This is a genomic window from Thiomicrospira sp. R3, assembly GCF_029581415.1.
Taxonomy (GTDB): domain Bacteria; phylum Pseudomonadota; class Gammaproteobacteria; order Thiomicrospirales; family Thiomicrospiraceae; genus Thiomicrospira.
In genome coordinates this window covers 1,947,076-1,969,571 of sequence record NZ_CP121121.1, presented here as the reverse complement: position 1 = coordinate 1,969,571, position 22,496 = coordinate 1,947,076, and the positions used below count along the sequence as shown (strand labels likewise).

The window sequence follows — 22,496 nt, the reverse complement described above, 5'->3', positions numbered from 1 at the left end:
TTATCCTATTTTTTAAGGTCTCATCATGCTTCTTGCAAAAAACATTTTTTCCTATCGCAAGCACTGGGCGCATAAGTTTGGTGTTGCGCCGTTTTTACCGACTACTCGACAAGAAATGGTTGAATTGGGCTGGGATGCCTGTGACATTATTATTATCAGTGGTGATGCCTATGTTGATCATGCCAGCTTTGGTATGGCGGTGATTGGGCGCATGTTGGAAGCGCAAGGTTTTCGGGTTGGTATTATCGCGCAACCTGATTGGAAGAGTGCAGAGGCATTTAAAGAGCTGGGCGAGCCGACGTTGTTTTTTGGCGTGACGGCGGGCAATATGGATTCCATGGTCAATCACTATACCTCAGATCGCAAGTTGCGCCATAACGATGCCTATACCCCACATGATGATTACGGCAAGCGTCCAGACCGCGCCACGGTGGTGTATACCCAGCGTTGTCGTGAAGCCTATAAAAATGTACCGGTGATTATTGGCGGAATTGAAGCCAGCTTGAGACGGATTGCGCATTATGATTATTGGTCAGACAAGGTACGCCGCTCCATTTTGCTAGACTCGAAAGCGGATTTATTGGTCTATGGTAACGCCGAGCGCGCAATTGTTGAGATTGCGCATCGATTTGGCGCCGGAAAAAAAGTCAGCGAGATGCTGGATATCCGCGGCATCGCTTATATGGTGGAGCGCGTTGCGCAAGATTACATTGTGATGGATTCAAGCGAAATCGATACGCCCGGTAAAGTCGAGCCGCATCTCAATCCCTATGAAATGGTGTCGGACGAAACTTGTGAAACTAAAAAACAAGACTCATCCAATAGCGCCAATGTCGCCAATGGACAGCCGAATCAAACGATCGATCAGAAAAATGGCGTCACGGTGGTGAAGGTGGCGTTGCAGATACCGCGTCATCACCCACGCGACAAAACCGTGATTCGTATGCCCTCATTTGAGCAGGTGCGTGATGATCCGGTGTTGTATGCCCATGCCTCAAGAGTGTTTCATTTAGAAACCAATCCAGGCAATGCGCGCTCCTTAGTCCAGCGTCATGGCAACCGAGATTTGTGGATTAACCCGCCACCGATTCCATTAACCACACCCGAAATGGATGGCGTGTTTGGGTTGCCTTATGCGCGTGCGCCGCATCCGCGTTATGGTGATGCCAAGATTTCGGCTTGGGAAATGATCCGCTTCTCGGTCAATATCATGCGTGGCTGTTTTGGTGGCTGTACCTTCTGTTCGATTACCGAACACGAAGGGCGTATTATTCAAAACCGTTCAGAAGCATCGATTTTAAAAGAAGTCGAAGAAATTCGTGATAGTGTGAGCGGTTTTACCGGTGTGATCTCAGACCTGGGTGGGCCGACGGCGAACATGTGGCGCTTAGCTTGCAAAGACGAGCGCATTGAATCCAATTGTCGGCGATTGTCTTGTGTGCATCCAGCGATTTGCCGTTATTTGGATACAGACCAAACCCCGCTGGTCGAACTCTATCGCAAAGCACGGGGCTTGTCTGGGATTAAAAAAGTGCTGATTTCCTCGGGGTTGCGCTATGATTTGGCGGTGGAAACCCCAGAGTATGTTAAGGAGTTGGTCACCCATCATGTTGGTGGTTATCTCAAAATCGCGCCGGAGCACACCGAAGAAGCACCGTTAAGCAAAATGATGAAACCAGGTATCGGCAGTTATGATCGATTTAAACAGATGTTTGAAAAGTTCAGCACCGAAGCCGGCAAGAAACAATATTTAATTCCTTATTTTATCGCCGCCCATCCGGGTACCACTGACGACGATATGATGAACTTAGCGATTTGGTTGAAAAAGAACGGTTTTCGTGCCGATCAGGTTCAGGCGTTTTTACCCAGCCCAATGGCGATAGCGTCAGCGATGTATCACACGGACTTAAACCCTTTGCGTAAGATTCGCGGTGATGAAACCGATGAAGCCGTGTTCACGCCCAAGGGCATCAAGCAGCGACGTTTGCATAAGGCTTTTTTGCGTTACCATGATCCAGAAAACTGGCCATTATTGCGTGAAGCTTTAAAAGCAATGGGGCGCGAGGACTTAATTGGCAATGGCAAACACCACCTTATTCCTAGTTTTCAACCCGCAGGTACAGGGGATGCAGGCGGCGAGGGCAAGCGCACTGGGCGTAAATTTGGTAAGCAGCAGTTTTTAACCAAATATTCGGAAGACGGTCGTAAACCAAGGCCTCGAAAAAGCAGTAATAGCGCTAAGCGGAATAAAAAATCGAGAGCGTAATAAGCAGGGTAAACACATCTTAAGTGTATAATAAATCAACAACTTACAATCAGGTCTCGCTCCCACTTTGAGCGTGGGAAAGCCTTGGACTTGGGTTCGATCGCTGTTTCATAGGTTAAATCTGTCTGCATTCCCACGCACAGCGTGGGAACGAGGTTTATCATGCCTATTGCCATGATTTTTTATATTATTTAGATGCATTTTCCCTAACTCAATGATTTCTTAACTAATTAGTATTTTTATTCTTGCGCGATCAACTCATCAAAGCCATGCGCGCGTTGTTGAATTTAAATTGATATAACGCAAGTTTATGGGCAAATTCACAATCACCAGGTCGGGTTGGTTTAGAATGGCGCGAAATTAAATTTTAAAGGACTCACCATGGAGCAGGGAATTCAGTTTGATGCTGATTTAATTAAGCGTTATAACCAAAGCGGGCCGCGTTATACATCTTATCCCACCGCGGTTCAGTTTGATGAATCGTTTGGCTTGGCTGATTATGAAGCCGCTGCGAAGCGCAGTAATGCGTTGGCGCGCGGTTTGTCCTTGTATTTCCACATTCCGTTTTGCGATACGATTTGTTTTTATTGCGCCTGTAATAAAGAATGGACCCGTGATCGTAAAAAAACCACGCCTTATCTGGAGCGTTTGTATAAAGAAATTGAACTCCAAGCTAGGTTGTTTGATCCGAATCGAAAGGTAGAGCAATTGCACTGGGGTGGGGGCACCCCCACCTTTATTAATCACGATGAAATGCGTCAGTTGATGGCAAAAACTCGTGAACACTTTAATTTGTATGATGATGATAGCGGTGAGTACTCAATTGAAATTGACCCGCGTGAAGCCACCGCCAAAACCATTAAGTTATTGCGCGAACTTGGCTTTAACCGGATAAGCTTGGGGGTGCAGGATTTTGATCCTAAGGTGCAAAAGGCGGTTAATCGCATTCAATCTGAAGAACAAACCTTTACGGTACTAAACGCGGCACGTGACGAAGGGTTTTTATCGGTGAATGTTGATTTGATTTATGGTTTGCCTTTGCAAACCCAAGCCAGCTTTTTACAAACACTCGATAAGTTGCTTGAGGTTGAACCCGATAGGTTTTCAATTTTTAACTATGCGCATATGCCGGCTATGTTTCCGACGCAGAAAAAAATGCATGAAGAGGATATGCCTAGTCCTGATCAAAAGTTGGCTATTTTACAAGCAACGACTGAGCGCTTATTAGCGGCAGGCTATGTTTATATTGGCATGGATCATTTTGCCAAGCCGGATGATGAGCTGGCGGTGGCGCAACGTAATGAAACCCTTTATCGTAATTTCCAGGGGTACTCGACTCATGCCGATTGTGACTTGGTTGGAATGGGGGCGACGTCGATTAGCTTAATTGACAATACCTATTCGCAAAATTATAAAGGGTTAGATGATTATTATGCGCCAATCGATGCCGGTAAGTTGGCCATTTTTCGTGGCGTCCAGCTAACTGAAGACGATGAATTAAGGCGTAATGTGATTACTCGTTTGATTAGTCATTTCCATTTAAATTTTGAAACGGTAAATCAGCAATGGAGCATTCGTTTTAATGAGTATTTTGCGAAAGAATTGAAAATGTTAACTGTTTTTGCCCACGATGGCTTATTAACGATTGATGATCAGGATATTTATATCACCGCAAAAGGTCGTCTGCTTATCCGTAATATATGCATGATGTTTGATGCGTATTTAACCAGTGGAAGTTCGAATCGGTTTTCAAAGGTGATTTAAATAGGGTGGGTTGAACTCATGTTTTGTTTATTTTGGCCGATATAGTAACCCTTTAAATTGGCGTGTTTTGTGCTTGTTATTTCTTGTGTTTAAACAATAAGAAATAAGGAGCACAAAATGAGTCCAGCTATGATTAAAGAATTGGCGAAAAATGTTCGTTATGCCTTTGAGCGACATCAGAGTATAAAAGTGCCTGTGATGCGTAAGGATGAGTTTTCCTATTTAATGAGGGAAATTCGGCTCAGTGAACCGATGACTTCCTATTTAGCGCGTCGTCGCTAAGATTGAAATTTCGCCAGACGCTATATCTTAGAAACTAAAGCGCAAGCCGGCTGCCGTTAACCCGATAGTTCGCAGCCAGTTCAGTTCGCTTACCTATCCAAGTAGCTCCACCTAAGTCAATTCCCTGATTTTGATCATTCAGTGTTTGGCATTGCTGTTTATCACAAGCTTTGGCTTGATTCAAGTATTGCCCAAGCATCACATACAAATCAGATACCTCAGATACCTCAAAAACGCCAAAAGCGTAGCCGATTTTAGCACTGTGTCGCTGTGTAGTTAACTGGCTGTAGTTGGTTATGTTCAAGGTTTATTGGTTGGTCATAGTGCACATACCCAGGTTGTAAATGAACTTGGCTATAGCTAAAGTTTGAGGCAAAGCTACTTGTTGATAGGCAGGAAAAACCATTACTTTCCAATAAGATAGATGATTGTTTAAACAAAAGTTTAAGGGTGTGCTTCATCTCGACAGCGCTTACAGTTGGGATCTTTTTTTAAATTAAATTGACGAAACTGAAGGCTTAAGCCATCTATCAAAAGCAATCTACCGGCCAAAGTAGGTAAGCCGATTAAAGCTTTAATCGCCTCCATGGCTTGCACTGAGCCCACGATGCCGACTAGGGGGGATACAACACCATTTTGGCTGCAGCTTTGGTCATTTGATGTGCCGGGTTTGTACAGGCATTCATAGCAGGCTGAATCGTCATTTCTAAAATCATAGGTGCTTAGCTGACCTTCCCAGCGAATCGCTGCGCCAGATACCAATGGCTTTCTTGCTTTTAAGCAGGCCTGGTTGAGCGTATAGCGGGTTTCAAAATTATCTGAACAATCTAAAACAATATCTGCCTGCTGCAAAAGCGCATCGAGTTCCTCGTTTTCAAGTCGATGAGCAATAACGTGGACTTGGCAAAAGTGATTGAGTTGCGCCAGGGTTTGTGCGGCGGATTCGGCTTTGTTTTGGCCAATGCGCTGTTCGTTGTGAATGACTTGGCGTTGTAAATTAGACTCGTCCACCTGATCAAAGTCCACTAGTGTCAACTGACCCAATCCGGCCGCGGCAAGATATAGCGCAGCAGGGGAGCCAAGCCCGCCTAAACCAATTATCAGCGCGTGGGATTGCGCCAGTTTAAGCTGACCTGCATAATCGATTTCAGGCAATAGGATTTGGCGTGAATAGCGGTTAAGTTGCGCATCATTTAATTCATTCATGGTTTTTGTCCTAGCGTAACGCGCGGCTGTCCTGCCAAGTCCTGCAGACTGGTGATCGCGCAAAATCCGGCTTGTTTAAATAGCGTTTGTACCGCATCGGTTTGATTATAACCATGTTCAACCAATAACCAGGCCTGGTTGTTTAAAAACATTGGCGCTTGTGCAATAATTTGGCGTAAATCGGTTAAGCCATCTTGGCCTGCGCTGAGTGCGCTGGCGGGTTCAAATCTGAGATCCCCTTGGCTCAGGTGCGGGTCGTGTTGTTCGATATAGGGCGGGTTAGACACGATGCAATCAAAGCGTTGTTCAGCCAGCGTGCTATACCAATTACTTTGCAGCATCCCCACCTTAAGTTGATGGCGCTCGGCGTTTTGGCGTGCGATATCAAGCGCATCGGTAGAATAGTCCACCGCAGTAACCTGCGCATCAGGGCGTTCATGGGCTAAGGCGAGGGCAATTGCCCCAGAGCCTGTACCTAAGTCAAGAATCCGTGGCTCAGGCTGTTGGCGAACTTTATTCAGCGCGGCTTCAACCAGGGTTTCGGTATCTGCACGCGGAATCAAGGTGGCCGGCGATACCGCTAGGGCTAAGCCCCAAAACTCACGTGTACCAAGAATATAGGCGATAGGTTCGCCATTTAAACGGCGTTGAACCAAATTAAAAAACGCCTTAGATTCTGAGTCAGCAAGCGGTTTTTCAGGCCAAGTGAGCAGGTAGCTGCGAGTGACTCCAAGGCAGTGACAAAGTAACAACTCGGCTTCAAGCTTATGCGGATTGGCTTGTGAGGCTGTTTGCAGTTGGCTTAATGCCTCGCTAATGGCCTCTTTTATCAACCAGGCCTGGTTAGTCATTTGCGCTGAGTGAGGCCAGCATTTCAGCTTGATGTTCGTGTGAAAGCGGGTCAATCACGCTGGCTAAACCGCCATTCATGATTTCATCAAGCTTGTAAAGCGTCAAATTGATGCGGTGGTCGGTACAACGGCCTTGTGGGTAGTTGTAGGTGCGAATGCGCTCTGAGCGATCGCCTGAGCCGACTAGGCTTTTACGTTCCTGCGAAATCGCTTGGTCATGCACTTGGCGTTTTGCATCCATAATGCGTGCCGCTAACAAGGACATGGCGCGCGCGCGGTTTTTGTGTTGTGAGCGCTCATCTTGACACTCGACAATCGTGCCCGTTGGAATATGGGTAATACGAATCGCGGAGTCGGTTTTGTTAACGTGCTGGCCACCTGCACCTGATGCGCGGAAGGTATCGACTTTTAAATCCGCGGGGTTGAGTTCAATTTGTTCGACATCAGGCACCTCCGGCATAATCGCTACCGTGGCGGCAGAGGTGTGTACACGCCCTTGGGTTTCAGTGGTCGGGACGCGCTGCACCCGATGCGCCCCCGATTCAAATTTCAGCTTGGAATAAGCGCCATCACCCACAATGCGCGCGATAATTTCTTTGTAACCACCATGTTCGCCGTCACTGGTATTGAGCACTTCAATTTGCCAGCGCTGGGTTTCAGCATAACGGCTATACATCTTAAATAAATCACCGGCAAAAATAGCCGCTTCATCACCCCCCGTACCCGCGCGAATTTCTAGGAAGATATTGGCATCATCGTTCGGGTCGCGTGGTAGGAGCATTTTTTGTAACTCAAGCTCATAGGTTTCAATCGCTTTTTCTAATGATGGGTATTCTTCTTGCGCCATTTCTTTGAGTTCACGGTCACCCGAAGCAATCATATCTTTAGCCTCTTCAAGGTCTGATTCAGCGCGTTCGAAGTTTTGATAGGTTTCGACGACGGGTGTAAGTTGAGCATGCTCTTTGGAAAGATTACGGAATTGGTTTTGGTCATTCACTACACTTGGGTCAGACAGCATGGCGCCGACTTCTTCTAGGCGTTCAACAAGGGTTTGCAGTTTTTGACGAATTGAGGGTTTCATGGGTGTCTCTAGTTTAAATGGGGTTAATGGGTTTCATGACGTTCTTTGTCAAAGAGTAATTGCTCAGCTATCTCAATCAAGTCTTGTTTGCCTGCAATGCCGGCTTCGTGCAATTGATGGCTGGGTGTGTGGATTAGTTTGTTGGTCAGTTGGTGTGCCATGCGGTGGATCACCGCTTCGGGTTTTTGACCGAGGGCGAGTCGATGCATCGCTTGTTCAAGCATTTTATTTTTAATCGTTTCTGCTTGATGGCGATAGGCGCGAATCAGTGGGTTAACACACTGAATCGATTGATACTGGCACATAAAGCGTTCCGCTTGCATTTGAATAATGTCTTCCGCTTCATTGGCGGCATCTTGGCGTGAACGTTTGTTTTCAGAAATGATTTTATGCAGGTCATCAACGCTGTAGAGGTAAACATCTTCAAAGTCATTGGTGCTGGCTTCTATATCGCGTGGTACGGCTATGTCGACCATAAACATTGGGCGGTTACGACGTTTTTTGAGCGCTTTTTTAACCTGATCTCGTTTTACGATAAGTGTAGGGCTGCCGGTAGAAGCAATAAGCATGTCAGCTTCATGGAGATGGTGTTCAAGTTCTGTTAATTCAATTGCATAGCCCCCCAGCTGTTCAGCAAGGGCATGAGCGCGACTAAACGTGCGGTTGGCAATCACTATCTGGCCAATATTGCTTTCGTGCAGATGGCGTGCAACCAATTCAATGGTCTCGCCAGCGCCAATAAGGAGTGCTGTTTGTTGAGATAGGTCGCCAAAAAACTGTTTAGCTAATGAGACGGCTGCAAAGGCAACAGAGACCGGACTTGAACCAATTGCAGTGTCTGTTCGCACTTGTTTAGCCGTTCTAAAAATATGCTGAAATAAGTACTCAAGCGTGTGGTGAACACTTTCAGTCTTGTGTGCTAGGTTATAGGCATCTTTAATCTGCCCTAGTATTTGAGGTTCGCCTAAAACTAAAGAATTTAAGCCACTCGCAACACGCATTATGTGCGTGACGGCTTGCAAATCTTGGTGAAGATATAGGTAGGGGAGCAGGCTTTGGTTCGTTAAGGCAAAAAATTGATGTAACCAATCAATTACTGGTTCGGCTTTTGTGTCTTTAACCGTAAAGTAAATTTCGGTACGGTTGCAGGTTGAGAGAATAATGCTTTCAGCTACCAATTGTTGGTCTTTCAACTCTTGGAGTGCGTTAAACACACGATCTGCCGTAAAGGATACGGTTTCGCGGATGTTTACCGGAGCGGTTTCATGATTCACACCTAAAGCAAAAAGGTTCATGCGTTATTTAATGCCGTTTCGAATTGAAAATTAAGCTCGTGATTTTAGCCGATTTTGCGCCAATTAACAAAAAATGATTTTTTATGTAAGGTAAAGTTCATTTGAAATAGGGGGTGAAAATATGTTAGGGTAAAAAAGGTTTAAATTTAAGATTTTATTAATTTGCTAATTGGTTAATCAAACTTATCAACAAAGAAGGAGCGTTTTTGGGTGTTTCATCTTGCCTAGCAAGGTGGCGTTAAAAACACAAAACTTTTATGAATATCATTATCAGACCCCCTAGTCTTCAAGACGGTGCGGCTATTACGCGATTAGTTAAAGAGTCGCAAACGCTGGATGTAAACTCCAGTTATCTCTATTTCTTGCTTTCAGATCATTTTTCGCAAACCTGTGCGATAGCCGAGGTTGATAATACAGCGGTCGGCTTTGTCACTGCTTATCGTTTACCTATTGATCCAAATGTATTGTTTGTTTGGCAGGTAGCGGTTGATGCCTCGATGCGTGGACAGGGCTTGGCAATGCAGTTATTGCAAAACCTAACCGAACGCGATTGGTTTACACAGATCAACAAGGTGCAATGCACGATTTCACCTTCGAATCAAGCGTCGAACGCGTTGTTTGCTAAATTTGCCCAGCAGTTAGATTCGAAGGTTGAAATCAGCGACTACTTAACGTCTGTTCACCTCGGTAATGGTCATGAAGCTGAACCCTTAGTCAGCATTAGTCTAACCAAATAATAACCCTGGCAGGCTTTTTTGTCTGCACTGAGCTAACCCTCTAATTAACAATAATTATTAAAAAAGGATACCTGTAAATGGATATTTCACTATTTGAACAGTATGAATCTAATGTACGCGGATATATTCGTTCATTTCCAACTGTGTTTGACACGGCCACCAGCGCAACGATTGTTGATGTTGAAGGTAAACGTTTTATCGACTTTTTTGGTGGCGCGGGTTCATTAAACTATGGTCATAACCACCCGTTAGTCAATCAGGCCTTAATCAATTACATTCAGCGTAATGGCATTACCAATGCCCTTGATAAAGCCACCGTGGCGAAGCATGATTTTATTCAAGGTTTTCAAAACATCATCTTAAAACCACGCGGATTAGATTATAAAATTCAATTTGTAGGGCCAACGGGTACCAACGGGGTAGAAACCGCTTTGAAGCTGGCACGCAAAATGAAACAGCGCTCTAATGTAGTGGCATTTACTAATGCTTATCACGGACACTCTCTAGGTTCGCTCGCGGTAACCGGCAATGAGTTTTATCACGATGATTATTATGGTGTCCCAACCAACGTGACCAAAATGCCTTATGACGGTTATTTTGACCATGAAATGGATAGCGTGGATATGCTGCGCCATTACTTGAAAGATGGCAGCTCGGGTTATGATTTACCCGCAGCGATTATTGTTGAATCGATTCAAGGTGAAGGTGGGATTAATATTTCACGTGTTGAATGGCTTCAGAAGCTGGAAAAAGTCTGTAATGAACTCGACATAGTATTAATTATGGACGAAATCCAAGTCGGTAATGGCCGTACTGGTGATTTCTTCTCGTTTGAGCGTGCGGGCATTACACCTGATATTGTCACCGTGTCTAAATCAATTGGTACTGGCTTGCCCATGTCGATTGTACTCATGAAGCCACATGTTGATATTTGGGAGCCAGGTGAGCATACCGGTACCTTCCGTGGCAACAGCCATGCATTTATCGCAGGCTCAGCGGTATTGGAGTTGTGGCGTAATGATGATTTTAGCGCATCAATTCGCTCAAAAGGCGCGCAGGTTGAAAAGGTGTTTAAGGACATCCAAGCTCAGTTCCCAAATTATATTACCGATGTACGTGGCTTGGGCATGATTTGGGGAATGGAGTCAATGGTTGAAGGCTTTTGTAATGAAGTATCGCGCCAAGCGTTTTTACGCGGTTTGATTATGGAAACCGCCGGCGCGGCGGATCAAGTGTTGAAATTCCTCGCTCCACTAGTTATCAGCGAAACCGAGCTGAGTGAAGGTTTTGAAATCTTGCACGAAGCGGTTGCTGCCGCTGTTGAAATCTTTGAAAAGAGAAAAGCATAAATGATTATTAAGCGATTAAATGAAGTCATCGGTACCGATAGAGATGTTAAAGCCGAAAACGGCAACTGGGTCAGTCGTCGACTGCTGCTCGCCAAAGAAGGCATGGGGTTTTCGATGCATGACACCACCATTTTTGCTGGTACTGAAACCTATATCCACTACGCCAACCACCTAGAAGCGGTGTATTGTGTCGCAGGGGAGGGTGAAATTGAAGACCTTGAGAGCGGTATCACCACGCAGATAGAAGATGGCACCCTTTATGCGCTAAATGGACATGAACGCCACTACCTGCGAGCACGCAAAGACATGCGCATGGTCTGTGTATTCAATCCGCCTGTAACAGGGCGTGAAGTACACGATGAAAATGGTGTTTATCCTTTGATTGTCGAATAGTATATTGATAATCAATAGGTTGGGTTAACTTGGTGTTTGGTGTGTTTAATAAGTTGCAAAAAAGTGAAGATTTTTAAAACACAGGCTTGACACTTCACACTAAATCTCTATAATACGCCTCAACAAGTTAAGCGCCTGTAGCTCAGCTGGATAGAGTACTCGGCTACGAACCGAGCGGTCAGGAGTTCGAATCTCTTCAGGCGCGCCACTTTCTAAACCCTAGGTTAGTTATTAACCTGGGGTTTTTTCGTTTATGGGGTTGGCGATTCCCTATTACGCCTCGCGCGTACTGGTTAGGAAACTAACCAGTACAATTATTTTTGTATTTAATGTGCCTTAATGAGGACATAGACTGCGCCGACGCCACCGTCTTTTTGGGCGGCACTGCAAAATGCAACGACCTGGGGCAGGCTTCTTAGGAGCCGATTTACAAGGTTTTTTAAGATAGGATAAGCCATGTCTGAGTTATAACCTTTGCCATGCACGATTAATAAATAACGATATTTTCTTGCGTAACCTTGCACAATGAATTGAACGAGGCGTTGCTCGGCCGCTTCCTCTGTATAACCATGGAGATCCAGCCGACCTTGTAATGTGAATTCGCCTTTTCGTAAGCGGCTTAAATCCTGTATTCTGAGTCCTTTACGGTAATCTAGCAGGGTTTCATGCGCAGTGACAGGGTCTGCCAGCTCGAAGCCAAGTTTTTCTATGCTATCTTCGAGGTCTTTTTGCATTTTGTGCTTTGGTTGCGGTTTCAGCTTTGGAGGCGTTAGTTCAGCTTTTTTTCGCTTAGTTAATGGGGTTACGCCTTCGATGGCGCGTTTAAATAGTAATTTATCTTCTTCTGTAACCTGAGACACTTTATAATTCCATATCAAATAAATATGATTCTAAAGGATTAATAGCCTATGCGCATCCTGTTATCCAACGATGATGGTTATCTAGCCCCTGGGATTCGAGCGCTATATAAAGCGCTCAAAGAACTGGAAGCTGTTAAAGAGCTAGTGATGATTGCTCCAGATCGAAACCGAAGTGCGGCAAGTAACTCGCTTACACTTGTGGATCCTCTTCGTATTCACGCGCATGAAGACCAAATATTCAGTGTTAATGGTACACCTACCGATTGTGTTCATTTAGGGATTAATGGTGCTATTGCCTATAAGGCTGATATGGTGATATCGGGTGTTAATGAGGGCGCAAATATGGGTGATGATGTATTGTATTCAGGTACCGTCGCGGCCGCCACCGAAGGTCGGTTTTTAGGAAAACCTTCGATTGCTGTTTCATTGTGTGGTAACCAACATTTTGCTACAGCAGCACAAATACTGGTGCATTTGTTGGATGATCTCCATATGCAGGATTTAGATAAAAATACCATTATTAATATTAACGTACCTGATTTACCCTTGTCACAGATCAAAGGTATAAAAGTAACGCGCCTTGGCAAACGCCATGCCTCTGAACCTGTAGTTAAGGCGGTTGATCCGCGTGGGGGTCAAATGTTTTGGATTGGTCCTGCTGGAAGCGCAGCGGATGCAGGGGAGGGTACAGATTTTCATGCTGTGGAAGCCGGTTATGTTTCGGTCACTCCTTTGCAAATTGATCTAACTCATTATGCTATGCTTGAAAAAATGAATAGTTGGGTCGCAACCAAGTGACTCTATTAGACTTAGCGAAAAAACCTATTTACCCTAATCATTTTTATGAGGCTGCGCAGGGTATGGGCTTCACTTCCCAGCGCAGTCGTGATCGTTTGGTGCAAAGGTTAATGCAAAATTTTCAACTCGATGCTGATGTACTTAATGCAATTCGGGTAACACCCAGACACATGTTTATGGACGAGGCGCTGGCTAACCGCGCTTATGAAGACAGCTCGTTGCCGATTGGTTATGGTCAAACTATCTCGCAACCTGGCACGGTCGCTTTAATGACTAGCTGGATAAAGCAGGGAAGTCGTCCGCTTAATCGGGTTTTGGATGTGGGTACAGGGTCGGGTTATCAAGCGTCGATTCTATCGCTGATTGCCAAACAGGTTTACAGTGTAGAGCGAATCGCCCCCTTGTCGCTGAGGGCGCAGTATTGCTTGGATCAACTCGGCGTGCGCAATATTCGTTTTAGCTTAACGGATGGCCACTGGGGTTGGGCAAGTTTTGCACCCTATGATGCTATTGTCTGTGCGGCGGCATCATCAAGTATTCCTGAGGCCTTATTAGCTCAGTTAGCGGAAGGCGGGCGTTTAGTTTTACCTGTGGGTGAACAACAACAAATCCTAACCGGAGTTGAAAAAACCGCCAAGGGTATTAAGCAAATAGCACTGGGTGAGGCGATCTTCGTGCCACTCATTAAAGGGATGGCAGAATGAAATTATTTTCGCCTCTGTATGACAGGGTTTTAACTTGGGCAGCGCATCGTCATGCGCCGCGATATTTAGCAGGAATGAGTTTTGCTGAATCATCGTTTTTTCCTATTCCACCCGATGTAATGCTGATGCCGATGAGTTTGGCTCGCCCTGAAAAGGCGATGTACTTTGCTTGGTTGACAACCATTTTTTCTACCCTAGGTGGGGTGTTGGGTTATTTTATCGGCATGTTATTGTTAGATGCTGTTTGGCCTTTGATTGTGTCAGCGGGTTACGATGATCGCTATTACCAAATTGTTGAGTTTTTTGAACTCTATGGGGTGTGGATAGTGTTTGTCGCAGGTTTTAGCCCCTTACCTTATAAGATGTTCACGATTTCAGCGGGTGCAACAGGTATGGCGTTGTTACCCTTTATCATTGCGTCGTTTGTTGGGCGAGGCGCGCGTTTTTTTTTGGTGGCTTGGCTAATGAAGATCGGAGGTCAGAAGTTTGAACCGCTAATACGCCGTTGGGTTGAGTGGTTAGGTTGGCTATTTGTTGTTTTGGTTTTGTCTTATATAGTTTATAAATCAATAGGTTAAGTTATGGTCAAGCTTTTTGGGTTAGGATTGGTTTTGATTTTGTTAAGTGCCTGCGGTCAACCACCAAGGGATTATTTACAACCCGATTCTTCCAAATCCAGATCCGCACACTCTTCTGCTGCGGATCAGCGTTGCGATGCCTCTGTTTACACCGTTGTCCGCAACGATACCTTGAGTGAAATAGCATTGCGGTGTGGTGTATCCATGAATCAAATTGTTGTGGCTAATAACTTACTAGCGCCCTATATTATTTACCCAAATCAGCAATTAATTATCCCCCGCAATCAAGCAGGCCTAAGTTCAGCAAACCAAGCTGCGAACCGCGTTAACTGGATTTGGCCTGTTGAAGACTACACAGCGTATGACTATGTGCTTGATAGTCAAGGAGTTCAGGGTTTAGAGGTTTTTTCTGAGGTCGGTACGCTTGTTCGTGCGGCGGCGGATGGTGAAGTGGCTTTTGCTGAAATGTCTACCGGCCCACTGGGGAATATGGTCATACTGCGTCACGCAGATAATTATCTAACTATCTATGCGCATAATCAGCGTTTACAGGTTAAGCAGGGTGAGCGTGTTAAGGCGGGTGCAGTGATTGCTTATTTAGGGCAGTCCGGTCATACAGATCGCCCTAAGCTTTATTTTGAATTGCGGCATCACGGCCGTAAAATTGCTATTGAACCGTTTTTGGGTCGCCCATGATTTTAATAGGTGTGTTTAAGCCTGTTCAATAATAAGCCCTACAACCACTTCGCGTTGCTCTGTGGTAAGTATATTATAGGTTCTGCATGCCGCCGCATTACTCATCACCTCAAGACTCACACCCTGACGGGCACAAAATCCGAAAATTTCGGTGGGCGGGAAAACCTGTTTATCACCTGTGCCAAGAATTAAAACCTCGGGTTTCAGGTCGAGTAATTGCTGAATATGTTCTGGATTGAGCTCTTGAATGCTTGAAATGCACCAATCTTGCTGAAGTGTTTTTTGTGTAATAATGCAACTTTTATTCAGCTTTGTTTGGTTTACTTCAACCAGGCCTGGTTCATAATGGCGGATTAAGTTAATACTTGGATCAAGGTGTTGGGTAAACTTCATCGGGTTAACCTTATTTAATTGGATTGCCTATTTAATACCATATTTAGATTAAATTCAATTGACCTGTAAAATAGATTCTGTATCATTTATAGGCTTAATTGTCGTCTTTTTTCCGCGATAAACCAAACATTTTTTAACCCGCAATTATTGCAGTACTCTTGAAGGCCTTTTCGTGACTAGCGAATTTCAAAGAATTAAACGTTTGCCGCCTTATGTATTTAACATTGTTGGTGAACTGAAGGCGCAAGCGCGCCGCCGTGGTGAAGATATTATTGACTTTGGGATGGGTAACCCTGATCAGGATACACCAAAACATATCGTTGATAAATTGATTGAAGTGGTGCAACGTGAAGGAACCCACCGTTATTCGGTGTCCCAAGGTATTCCACGTTTACGCAAAGCGATATGCAACTGGTATAAAACCCGTTTTGATGTGGATTTAGACCCTGATTCAGAAGCGGTAGTAACGATTGGTTCGAAAGAAGGGCTAGCTCATTTAGCCCTCGCGACGGTTGAACAGGGCGATACAGTATTAGTACCCAATCCAGCCTATCCGATTCATCCTTATGGTTTTGTGATTGCGGGCGCGGATATTCGTCATGTCGAAATGTCGCCCAATGTTGATTTCTTTGTAGAGCTAGAAAAGGCGATTCAAGACTCTTGGCCTAAGCCTAAAATGCTGGTACTCAACTTCCCTGGCAACCCAACCACTCAAACTGTTGAGCTAGACTTTTTTGAGCGGGTGATTGAAATTGCTAAGCATCATAATATTTGGATTATCCATGATATTGCCTATGCAGACATAGTGTTTGATGGCTATGTTGCACCCTCAATTATGCAAGTACCCGGCGCGAAAGATATTGCGGTTGAGTTTTATACTCTATCGAAAAGTTATAACATGCCTGGCTGGCGCGTTGGTTTTATGGTCGGTAACCCGACCTTATGTCATGCACTGAAACGAATGAAATCCTATTTAGATTATGGCACCTTTACCCCGATTCAAGTGGCGGCGATAACCGCACTTGAAGGGCCACAGGATTGTGTGCAAGAGATTTGTGATATGTATCGCGTGCGTCGTGATGTCTTGTGCCAAGGTTTGAATGCGATCGGTTGGGACGTTGAGCCGCCAAAAGCCACCATGTTTGTCTGGGCGCCAATTCCAAAAGCTTACCGTGAAATGGGTTCGATTGAGTTTTCTAAAAAGTTATTGATTGAAGCAAAAGTAGCCGTCGCACCCGGCATAGGTTTTGGTAATTATGGTGATGGTCATGTACGTTTTGGCTTGATCGAAAATGAGCATCGTACCCGTCAGGCGATTCGCGGCATCCGCGATATGTTTAAAAAAGACGGCTTAATCCAGACAAAGGAGTAGAGTTTGAAACAAATAAAGCTAGGATTACTAGGGTTAGGCACAGTCGGTGGCGGTCTGGTTAATATTTTGCGCACCAGTGAGCTTGACCTAGGTCGTAAACTGGGTAAAAAGTTACATATTGAAAAAATTGCTGTGCGTGACTTGGCTAAGCCAAGAAACGTTGATACAGGCGCTATTGCGATCACTGACGATCCGTTTAGCGTGGTCAATGACCCAAATGTGGATTTAGTGGTTGAGCTGATGGGCGGTACCACCTTAGCGCGTGATCTGGTTGAACAGGCGATCAAAAACGGCAAGCATATCGTGACGGCTAACAAAGCCTTAATCGCCTTGTATGGCAATGAATTATTTGCACTCGCCGAAAAACATCAGGTTCAAATCTATTTTGAAGCTTCGGTGGCAGGTGGCATTCCGATTATCAAGGTGCTGCGTGAAGGTTTAGCAGGTAATCAGATTGATTGGCTAGCAGGAATTATCAACGGTACAGGTAACTATATCCTGAGTGAAATGAAAAAGCCGGATGCGGACTTTTCTAAAGTGCTCAAAGATGCACAGGATTTAGGTTACGCAGAAGCTGACCCGACTTATGACGTCGAGGGGATTGATGCGGCGCATAAATTGACGATTTTAGCTTCGATGGCTTTTGGGATCGAGCTCAGCTTTTCTCGGGTTTACACCGAAGGCATTAGCCTGATTACCGCTGATGATGTGCGTTTTGCTAATAGTTTTGGTTACGAAATTAAACATTTAGGTATTGCAGCAAGAACCGCTGAAGGCTATTCGCTTCGTGTCCACCCAACGCTTGTGCCTAAAACCGTTCTATTAGCGGATGTGAACGGCGTTATGAATTCGGTGTTAGTGCATGGTAATCATGTTGGTTCAACCCTTTATTACGGCGCGGGTGCCGGTGCCGGCGCGACCGCAAGTGCGGTGATGGCCGATATTATTGACCTTGCACGTGGCTGGGATGCACCCTATGAGATGCATGTCCCTGCACTGGGTTATCATGCTGATCAATTAGAGCACAACGCCAATATTCTTAACATCGACCAAATTGACACGGCGTTTTATTTGCGTTTTCTGGTAAAAGATCACCCAGGCGTGCTAGCGCGTTTATCTCAGACCCTGGCGGACTATGACATCAGTATTGAACACCTGCATCAAGACCCGATGCCAGAAGGCGATTTGGCATTGGTTGTGATGACCACGAATGTGGTTAGAGAAGCACGTTTAAATCAAGCGATGGCCGTTTTAGAAGGGTTAGATGACTTAGAAGGTAAAATTACCAAAATTCGCGTTAGTGATTTTTAACCCGACAGGCTCCTAGACCTGGTTGTGTCGTTCTTAAAACCGAGTCGCCAAAAGCACTCGGTTTTTTTATTTTTATGGAGAAGTAAAATGAGTTATGCCGTTACGTTAGGATTGAAAGGGTTAGTTGATCAGACAACTCTTTCGTCAGTGAGTTTGCGTTTGGCTGGCTTGGCTAAGTTGTTGAAACGCTCTGATTTTTACCCGATTAAGGCGCGTGACTTTGAGGCGCGCACCAGTCATTTGTTTCATCAGTCTGCGACGATACCGCATGCGGTTTGCAGTGCGCAAGTGGAATTGGTGAATGTGGATCATAGCTTGTTTTGGATTCGGGTTGATCCGGTGCAGCTAATTCCTGATCGCGATACACTGGTGTTAATCCCAGCCAGTCAATTAGAACTCACGGCAGACGAATCTTTATCCTTGCTCGATGGGTTTAACGCGCATTTTGCGCAGGATGGTGTGCAATTAGTTTATGGTTCAAGCCAGGCCTGGTATTTATCGCTTCCCCAAGCAGTGGATATTCAAACCACGGCGCTGGCTCAGGCGGCGTTTCGAAATCTGCAAGGGCTGTTTCCACAAGGTCATGCGTCGGGTTATTGGCGAAAACTGATGAATGAGGCACAAATGTTGTTTTTTAACCATCCAGTTAACCAAGCTCGCCGCGATAGGGGGCAAGCTGAAATCAACAGCATTTGGTTGTGGGGCGAGGGTAAATTAGAAGATCAGCAAATAAAAGCCCGCCCAGATGCCAAAATATGGGGGCAGGGTAGTTATCTGCAAGGCTTGGCTTCACTGACACAAGCGCAATGTGAAAACCAGCCACCACACTACCAGGCCTGGTTGGAAAACGCCAATAAAACACCTAATCTGCTCAATCATTTAATTGTCCTTGACGCTGATAGTCAAAGCTTAGCTGACAACACCCTGCAGTCGCTTGAGCGGGATTGGTTTCAAGGCTTACTGAAAGGTTTGCAACAGGGCGAGATTCACTCACTCTACATTGACCTTGGGTTTGATCAAGGCTTTCTGCTTGAACCCAAATACCTAAAGCGTGTCTGGCGCTGGCGACATCCTTTAGCGCCACATTGTGCTTCATAGCGATTCATAGCGACGCATAGCTCAGGCTGAAACCTGATATAATCAGCAACAATTTTATTTTTTAACCCTGTCAATAAAGGTTTGCCTAATGAATTTTATTGAAACCCGTGGTAATGACGGCCAATTTCCGCTTGAAGTGACGTTTTCTGAGGCGATTTTAAATCCTATGTCGTCATTTGGTGGTTTGTATTCCCCCAAAAGTTTACCGATGCTAGAAAGTGATTTTTTAGCTAATCATTTAAATTCTAACTACAAAACGCTGGCGAAAGCGATATTAGACAAGTTTGAAGTCGATATTGATGAAGTGGTGATTGATCAGGCTTTAGCACTTTATGACCAGTTTGATGAGCCTGCTAATCCTGTTCCGGTGGTTAAGGTGTATGAAGACTTGTATGTCAGCGAGTTGTTCCATGGCCCAACCCGCGCGTTTAAAGATATGGCGTTACAGCCGTTCGGCACAGTATTGTCTGCGGTTGCCCAAGCACGTAATGAGCAGTATTTAATCCTTGCAGCGACCAGTGGCGACACGGGACCTGCCGCATTGGATACCTTCCGCAATAAGCCGAATGTACAGGTGGTCTGTATGTATCCTGATGGCGGCACCTCGGATGTGCAGCGTTTGCAGATGGTTACCGAAGACGGACAAAACTTAAAAGTAATCGGCATTAAAGGTGATTTTGATGATGCCCAATCGGCATTGAAGCGTCTTCTGACCTCACCAGTTTTCCGTGAAACACTGCATCAAAAAGGCATTCAAGTGTCCGCGGCTAACTCGGTGAACTTTGGTCGGATTATTTTTCAAACCCTTTACCATGTCCACAGCTATTTGGAACTAGTTCGTCAAGGGGCGATTACTTTGGGCGATAAGGTATATTTAAATGTGCCAAGCGGTAACTTTGGAAATGCATTAGGCGGTTATTATGCTTATAAAATGGGTTTGCCGGTTGAGCAGATTTTAATTGCGTCTAATAATAACAATGTATTAACCCGTTTTATTAATGAAGGCATTTATGACCTACGCACGAGCCAGGTGATTGCCACAAGCTCACCGGCGATGGATATTTTGAAGTCATCGAACATCGAGCGTATTTTGTTTGATCTGTTTGGTGCTGCGCGTACCAAAGAATTGATGTTTGCGTTGGATAACGATAAGTTTTATCAATTGAACCCGGATGAGTTAGCCCAGATTCAAGCTATTTTCGCCGCTGACTACTGTAACGATGAAGAGGGGCAGGCTTACATTAAGCAAGCCTATGACGCGGGGTATTTAATGGACCCCCATACAGCAACCTGTTTTAAGGTGCATGATACCTCACGTAAAAACAAACAACTCAAAACCATTGTTTACTCCACCGCAGAATGGACTAAGTTTTCACCGATTATCGCTAAAACTCTATTTGGTGGCGAGATCACTGCGGATGTCGATGCGTTGAAGTTAATTGCTGAAAAAGGCAAGGTCAGTATTTCAAACCAAATTGCTTGTTTACTCGACAAACCTCAAGTGCAAGATAAGGTGATTGCTAAGGAAATGATTGAACAGGAAATTGTTGGTTCTTTGTAAATTCTTTGTGTTGTTAATCACTGAGCGTCTGAGCGCCCTTAATTTTTTTTGGGGATGCTCAGTGATTAAGCCTTGGGCTATACCTTGTAAGCCAATTGAAGCATAATCTGCAAACTGTCTCGTCCCATATAACGATTGAGCTTGGGTTGAAACACACAGCGAATCCAATCATCATGGTTAAAGGGCAGCGGATCACCTGCTTGCTCTAGCGCGCCAAAATACACGGCTTTAATCGGTTGGTTAGCGGTTTGAGGCATTAGGCGTAGCGATAAATGGGTTTGGGTTTTGCCTATGGTCCTAACATCAAGCACTTTAAACCTCCCTTCAAATTGCGGTTGAGGCCATTCACGCCCATAAGGTTCAAGTTTTTCCAGTTGAGTGATCAGATCAATCGTTAGCCATGAGCCTTCCAGTTCGCCATCCGTTTCGACAACAGGGGTCGGAACGGCGTCTCCCAATTGTAACTTCATGGCTTGTTCAAGTAATTCTGTAAATTGAGGATAATCGTCAAATTTAATTTGACAGCCCGCCGCACCTTTATGACCCCCTTTAGCAATAAACATACTTGGATATTGGCTTTCAATCCAATTAAAGGCCTGAATTAAATCGACTTCGGGTACAACACCACGGCCACTTCCTGCTAGGGTGCCGTCATTTAAATCGGTCATCGCCACTGTCGGTAAACCATATTTTTCGCCGACACGACTTGCGATAATACCTTGAATACCCGCGTTTCCTTCAAGCGCAATCGCTAAACTAAAGCGCTGCGGGTGGAATAGTTCAGCGGCTTTTTCAAAGGCTTGTTGCATCATGCTTTCTTGTTGTTGACGACGCTCAAGGTTGTCTGCTTCAAGTTGCTGTAAATGTTGCTTGGCCTGCTCAATATCATTCGCATTCAGAAAGTGAAAGGCACTGGTAACATCATTCACCCGGCTTGCGGCATTAATGCGTGAGGCAACGTGAAAGGCCAGAAACTCGGCATTATAGGGTAGATCATTGTTATTGTTAAACTGACGGAAGGCTTGCCAAGCGGGATGATCAAATTGATTGATTTGCTGTAAACCAGCCAGCACAATGGCGCGGTTATTTGGACTTTTTAAACTTACACTGTCTGCAATCGTTCCAAGCGCAACATGACGAGTAAGGTTTTTCAAGCTGGGTGCATCCGTGGCGAGAACTCCGCGTTGAATCAGTACATGACGAACCTGAGTCATGACTAAAAAGATCACAAAACACCCTGCGATGGTTTTGTCATAATCGCACTCTGCTTGCTGGGGATTAACGGTACAGGTTGCGCTTGCTGGCGGACCTTCCTCAGGGATATTGTGGTGATCAGTAACGCAGACTTTAATGCCCACCTGTGCGAGACGAGCAATGCGCGGTTCATCGCTTGATCCTTGGTCAGCTGAAATGACCAAGCTGACGGGCTGTTGCAGCGCCAGGATTTGATCACACATCTCATCCGTAATGCCATAACCGTTTTTGCGTTCGCCAATCAGATGAATTAACCGCGCCTGATCTACATTAAAGTGATCGAGCAATGCGCGATGGGCTACCCATGCGGAGGTCACCCCATCGGTATCATAGTCGGTGGCTATGACAATTAAGCCTTGGTCTTGAATGGCATCGGCAATTAATTGAGCGGCTTGCAGCGCGTTTTTTAGTTGGCTAGGATGTTGTAAGTGTTTGAGTTGAGGAAAAACAATTTCATTTAATAATTCATCGCAATCAAGACGTTGGGCAACCAGCTTGGCTTGTAGGCTGGTCAGTCCAAGTGCTAGGGCTGATTTATAGACTGTCTGATTAAATGGACGCTGAACAATTCGGGGTGTTTTTATCATAATAGGTTGGGCATTTTATTTTTAATGGCTCGCATTCTAACAGACTGCGCAGTGCTGAGT

The 22,496-nt window shown here is 45.1% G+C and carries 22 protein-coding genes and 1 tRNA gene; 15 read left to right on the top strand and 8 right to left on the bottom strand.

The features are described from left to right. Positions 1-25 precede the first annotated feature (25 nt). The 3 genes from P8S55_RS10105 to P8S55_RS10095 all read left to right on the top strand — a co-directional run bounded on the left by P8S55_RS10105 (position 26) and on the right by P8S55_RS10095 (position 4,312). Positions 26-2,266, top strand: a complete 2,241-nt coding sequence (locus tag P8S55_RS10105; protein ID WP_289224083.1) for a YgiQ family radical SAM protein — start codon at positions 26-28, stop codon at positions 2,264-2,266. A 381-nt stretch (positions 2,267-2,647) separates the two neighbouring features. Then, a complete protein-coding gene (gene hemN / locus P8S55_RS10100; RefSeq protein WP_289224082.1) occupies positions 2,648-4,030 on the top strand; it encodes an oxygen-independent coproporphyrinogen III oxidase in 1,383 nt (460 codons plus the stop codon). A 117-nt stretch (positions 4,031-4,147) separates the two neighbouring features. Then, positions 4,148-4,312 (top strand): hypothetical protein, encoded by a 165-nt coding sequence (locus P8S55_RS10095; RefSeq protein ID WP_289224081.1) that lies wholly within the window; start codon positions 4,148-4,150, stop codon positions 4,310-4,312. A gap of 34 nt (positions 4,313-4,346) precedes the next feature. Here the strand turns inward: P8S55_RS10095 and P8S55_RS10090 are convergent, their stop codons facing one another. The 5 genes from P8S55_RS10090 to hemA form a co-directional block, all read right to left on the bottom strand. Then, positions 4,347-4,616 (bottom strand): hypothetical protein, encoded by a 270-nt coding sequence (locus P8S55_RS10090; RefSeq protein WP_289224080.1) that lies wholly within the window; start codon positions 4,614-4,616, stop codon positions 4,347-4,349. A 140-nt stretch (positions 4,617-4,756) separates the two neighbouring features. Then, complete coding sequence (locus P8S55_RS10085; protein WP_289224079.1) at positions 4,757-5,518, bottom strand: HesA/MoeB/ThiF family protein; 762 nt, start codon at positions 5,516-5,518, stop codon at positions 4,757-4,759. Then, positions 5,515-6,369, bottom strand: a complete 855-nt coding sequence (gene prmC, locus P8S55_RS10080) for a peptide chain release factor N(5)-glutamine methyltransferase (RefSeq protein ID WP_289224078.1) — start codon at positions 6,367-6,369, stop codon at positions 5,515-5,517. Before prmC ends, P8S55_RS10085 begins: the two co-directional genes overlap by 4 nt. Further along, on the bottom strand, positions 6,362-7,450 hold the full coding sequence (gene prfA / locus P8S55_RS10075) for a peptide chain release factor 1 (protein WP_289224077.1): 1,089 nt from the start codon (positions 7,448-7,450) through the stop codon (positions 6,362-6,364). The genes prmC and prfA overlap by 8 nt, the downstream gene beginning before the upstream one ends. 23 nt (positions 7,451-7,473) lie before the next feature. Beyond that, on the bottom strand, positions 7,474-8,745 hold the full coding sequence (gene hemA / locus P8S55_RS10070; protein ID WP_289224076.1) for a glutamyl-tRNA reductase: 1,272 nt from the start codon (positions 8,743-8,745) through the stop codon (positions 7,474-7,476). A 257-nt stretch (positions 8,746-9,002) separates the two neighbouring features. Here hemA and ectA point away from each other — a divergent pair, with 257 nt between their 5' ends. The 4 genes from ectA (at position 9,003) to P8S55_RS10050 (ending at position 11,432) form a co-directional block, all read left to right on the top strand. Continuing rightward, complete coding sequence (ectA, locus tag P8S55_RS10065; protein WP_289224075.1) at positions 9,003-9,482, top strand: diaminobutyrate acetyltransferase; 480 nt, start codon at positions 9,003-9,005, stop codon at positions 9,480-9,482. Positions 9,483-9,559: 77 nt separating this feature from the next. Next, a complete protein-coding gene (ectB, locus tag P8S55_RS10060) occupies positions 9,560-10,831 on the top strand; it encodes a diaminobutyrate--2-oxoglutarate transaminase (RefSeq protein ID WP_289224074.1) in 1,272 nt (423 codons plus the stop codon). After that, positions 10,832-11,224 (top strand): ectoine synthase, encoded by a 393-nt coding sequence (locus tag P8S55_RS10055; RefSeq protein WP_289224073.1) that lies wholly within the window; start codon positions 10,832-10,834, stop codon positions 11,222-11,224. A 131-nt stretch (positions 11,225-11,355) separates the two neighbouring features. Continuing rightward, positions 11,356-11,432 (top strand) — tRNA-Arg (locus tag P8S55_RS10050). Positions 11,433-11,550: 118 nt separating this feature from the next. Here P8S55_RS10050 and P8S55_RS10045 read toward each other — a convergent pair. Then, entirely contained in the window at positions 11,551-12,084 is a 534-nt protein-coding gene (locus tag P8S55_RS10045) for a Smr/MutS family protein (RefSeq protein WP_289224072.1), read from the bottom strand. Positions 12,085-12,132: 48 nt separating this feature from the next. Here P8S55_RS10045 and surE point away from each other — a divergent pair, with 48 nt between their 5' ends. The 4 genes from surE to P8S55_RS10025 are packed head-to-tail and all read left to right on the top strand — an operon-like array spanning position 12,133 to position 14,860. Next, on the top strand, positions 12,133-12,882 hold the full coding sequence (surE, locus tag P8S55_RS10040) for a 5'/3'-nucleotidase SurE (protein ID WP_289224071.1): 750 nt from the start codon (positions 12,133-12,135) through the stop codon (positions 12,880-12,882). Beyond that, entirely contained in the window at positions 12,879-13,586 is a 708-nt protein-coding gene (locus P8S55_RS10035; protein ID WP_289224070.1) for a protein-L-isoaspartate(D-aspartate) O-methyltransferase, read from the top strand. The genes surE and P8S55_RS10035 overlap by 4 nt, the downstream gene beginning before the upstream one ends. Next, positions 13,583-14,164, top strand: coding sequence for a YqaA family protein (locus P8S55_RS10030; protein ID WP_289224069.1), 582 nt, complete (start codon positions 13,583-13,585; stop codon positions 14,162-14,164). The genes P8S55_RS10035 and P8S55_RS10030 overlap by 4 nt, the downstream gene beginning before the upstream one ends. A gap of 33 nt (positions 14,165-14,197) precedes the next feature. Continuing rightward, positions 14,198-14,860: a M23 family metallopeptidase gene (locus P8S55_RS10025; RefSeq protein WP_289224068.1), complete on the top strand. Its 663-nt coding sequence runs from the start codon at positions 14,198-14,200 to the stop codon at positions 14,858-14,860. Between the two features lie 15 nt (positions 14,861-14,875). On the opposite strand, the gene P8S55_RS10020 is transcribed toward P8S55_RS10025, so the two are convergent. After that, the gene (locus tag P8S55_RS10020; RefSeq protein WP_289224067.1) at positions 14,876-15,253 is read right to left on the bottom strand and encodes an Mth938-like domain-containing protein; all 378 of its coding nucleotides are present in this window, start codon (positions 15,251-15,253) and stop codon (positions 14,876-14,878) included. Positions 15,254-15,425: 172 nt separating this feature from the next. On the opposite strand from P8S55_RS10020, the gene alaC reads away from it, so the two are divergent. The 4 genes from alaC to thrC all read left to right on the top strand — a co-directional run bounded on the left by alaC (position 15,426) and on the right by thrC (position 20,595). Further along, positions 15,426-16,625, top strand: coding sequence for an alanine transaminase (alaC, locus tag P8S55_RS10015; RefSeq protein ID WP_289224066.1), 1,200 nt, complete (start codon positions 15,426-15,428; stop codon positions 16,623-16,625). Positions 16,626-16,628: 3 nt separating this feature from the next. Then, positions 16,629-17,936 (top strand): homoserine dehydrogenase, encoded by a 1,308-nt coding sequence (locus tag P8S55_RS10010; RefSeq protein ID WP_289224065.1) that lies wholly within the window; start codon positions 16,629-16,631, stop codon positions 17,934-17,936. A gap of 87 nt (positions 17,937-18,023) precedes the next feature. Next, entirely contained in the window at positions 18,024-19,034 is a 1,011-nt protein-coding gene (locus tag P8S55_RS10005; protein ID WP_289224064.1) for a hypothetical protein, read from the top strand. A gap of 88 nt (positions 19,035-19,122) precedes the next feature. Beyond that, positions 19,123-20,595, top strand: coding sequence for a threonine synthase (gene thrC / locus P8S55_RS10000; RefSeq protein ID WP_289224063.1), 1,473 nt, complete (start codon positions 19,123-19,125; stop codon positions 20,593-20,595). 77 nt (positions 20,596-20,672) lie between these two features. On the opposite strand, the gene P8S55_RS09995 is transcribed toward thrC, so the two are convergent. Next, positions 20,673-22,436, bottom strand: coding sequence for a single-stranded-DNA-specific exonuclease RecJ (locus P8S55_RS09995; protein WP_289224062.1), 1,764 nt, complete (start codon positions 22,434-22,436; stop codon positions 20,673-20,675). Positions 22,437-22,496 lie beyond the last annotated feature (60 nt).

What these genes read in the sequence shown, in the direction of transcription:
- P8S55_RS10105 (WP_289224083.1), top strand. Translation starts at nt 26, where the DNA reads ATGCTTCTTGCAAAAAACATTTTTTCCTATCGCAAGCACTGGGCGCAT.
- hemN (WP_289224082.1), top strand. Translation starts at nt 2,648, where the DNA reads ATGGAGCAGGGAATTCAGTTTGATGCTGATTTAATTAAGCGTTATAAC.
- P8S55_RS10095 (WP_289224081.1), top strand. Translation starts at nt 4,148, where the DNA reads ATGAGTCCAGCTATGATTAAAGAATTGGCGAAAAATGTTCGTTATGCC.
- P8S55_RS10085 (WP_289224079.1), bottom strand. Translation starts at nt 5,518, where the DNA reads ATGAATGAATTAAATGATGCGCAACTTAACCGCTATTCACGCCAAATC.
- prmC (WP_289224078.1), bottom strand. Translation starts at nt 6,369, where the DNA reads ATGACTAACCAGGCCTGGTTGATAAAAGAGGCCATTAGCGAGGCATTA.
- prfA (WP_289224077.1), bottom strand. Translation starts at nt 7,450, where the DNA reads ATGAAACCCTCAATTCGTCAAAAACTGCAAACCCTTGTTGAACGCCTA.
- hemA (WP_289224076.1), bottom strand. Translation starts at nt 8,745, where the DNA reads ATGAACCTTTTTGCTTTAGGTGTGAATCATGAAACCGCTCCGGTAAAC.
- ectA (WP_289224075.1), top strand. Translation starts at nt 9,003, where the DNA reads ATGAATATCATTATCAGACCCCCTAGTCTTCAAGACGGTGCGGCTATT.
- ectB (WP_289224074.1), top strand. Translation starts at nt 9,560, where the DNA reads ATGGATATTTCACTATTTGAACAGTATGAATCTAATGTACGCGGATAT.
- P8S55_RS10055 (WP_289224073.1), top strand. Translation starts at nt 10,832, where the DNA reads ATGATTATTAAGCGATTAAATGAAGTCATCGGTACCGATAGAGATGTT.
- surE (WP_289224071.1), top strand. Translation starts at nt 12,133, where the DNA reads ATGCGCATCCTGTTATCCAACGATGATGGTTATCTAGCCCCTGGGATT.
- P8S55_RS10030 (WP_289224069.1), top strand. Translation starts at nt 13,583, where the DNA reads ATGAAATTATTTTCGCCTCTGTATGACAGGGTTTTAACTTGGGCAGCG.
- P8S55_RS10020 (WP_289224067.1), bottom strand. Translation starts at nt 15,253, where the DNA reads ATGAAGTTTACCCAACACCTTGATCCAAGTATTAACTTAATCCGCCAT.
- P8S55_RS10005 (WP_289224064.1), top strand. Translation starts at nt 18,024, where the DNA reads ATGAGTTATGCCGTTACGTTAGGATTGAAAGGGTTAGTTGATCAGACA.
- thrC (WP_289224063.1), top strand. Translation starts at nt 19,123, where the DNA reads ATGAATTTTATTGAAACCCGTGGTAATGACGGCCAATTTCCGCTTGAA.
- P8S55_RS09995 (WP_289224062.1), bottom strand. Translation starts at nt 22,436, where the DNA reads ATGATAAAAACACCCCGAATTGTTCAGCGTCCATTTAATCAGACAGTC.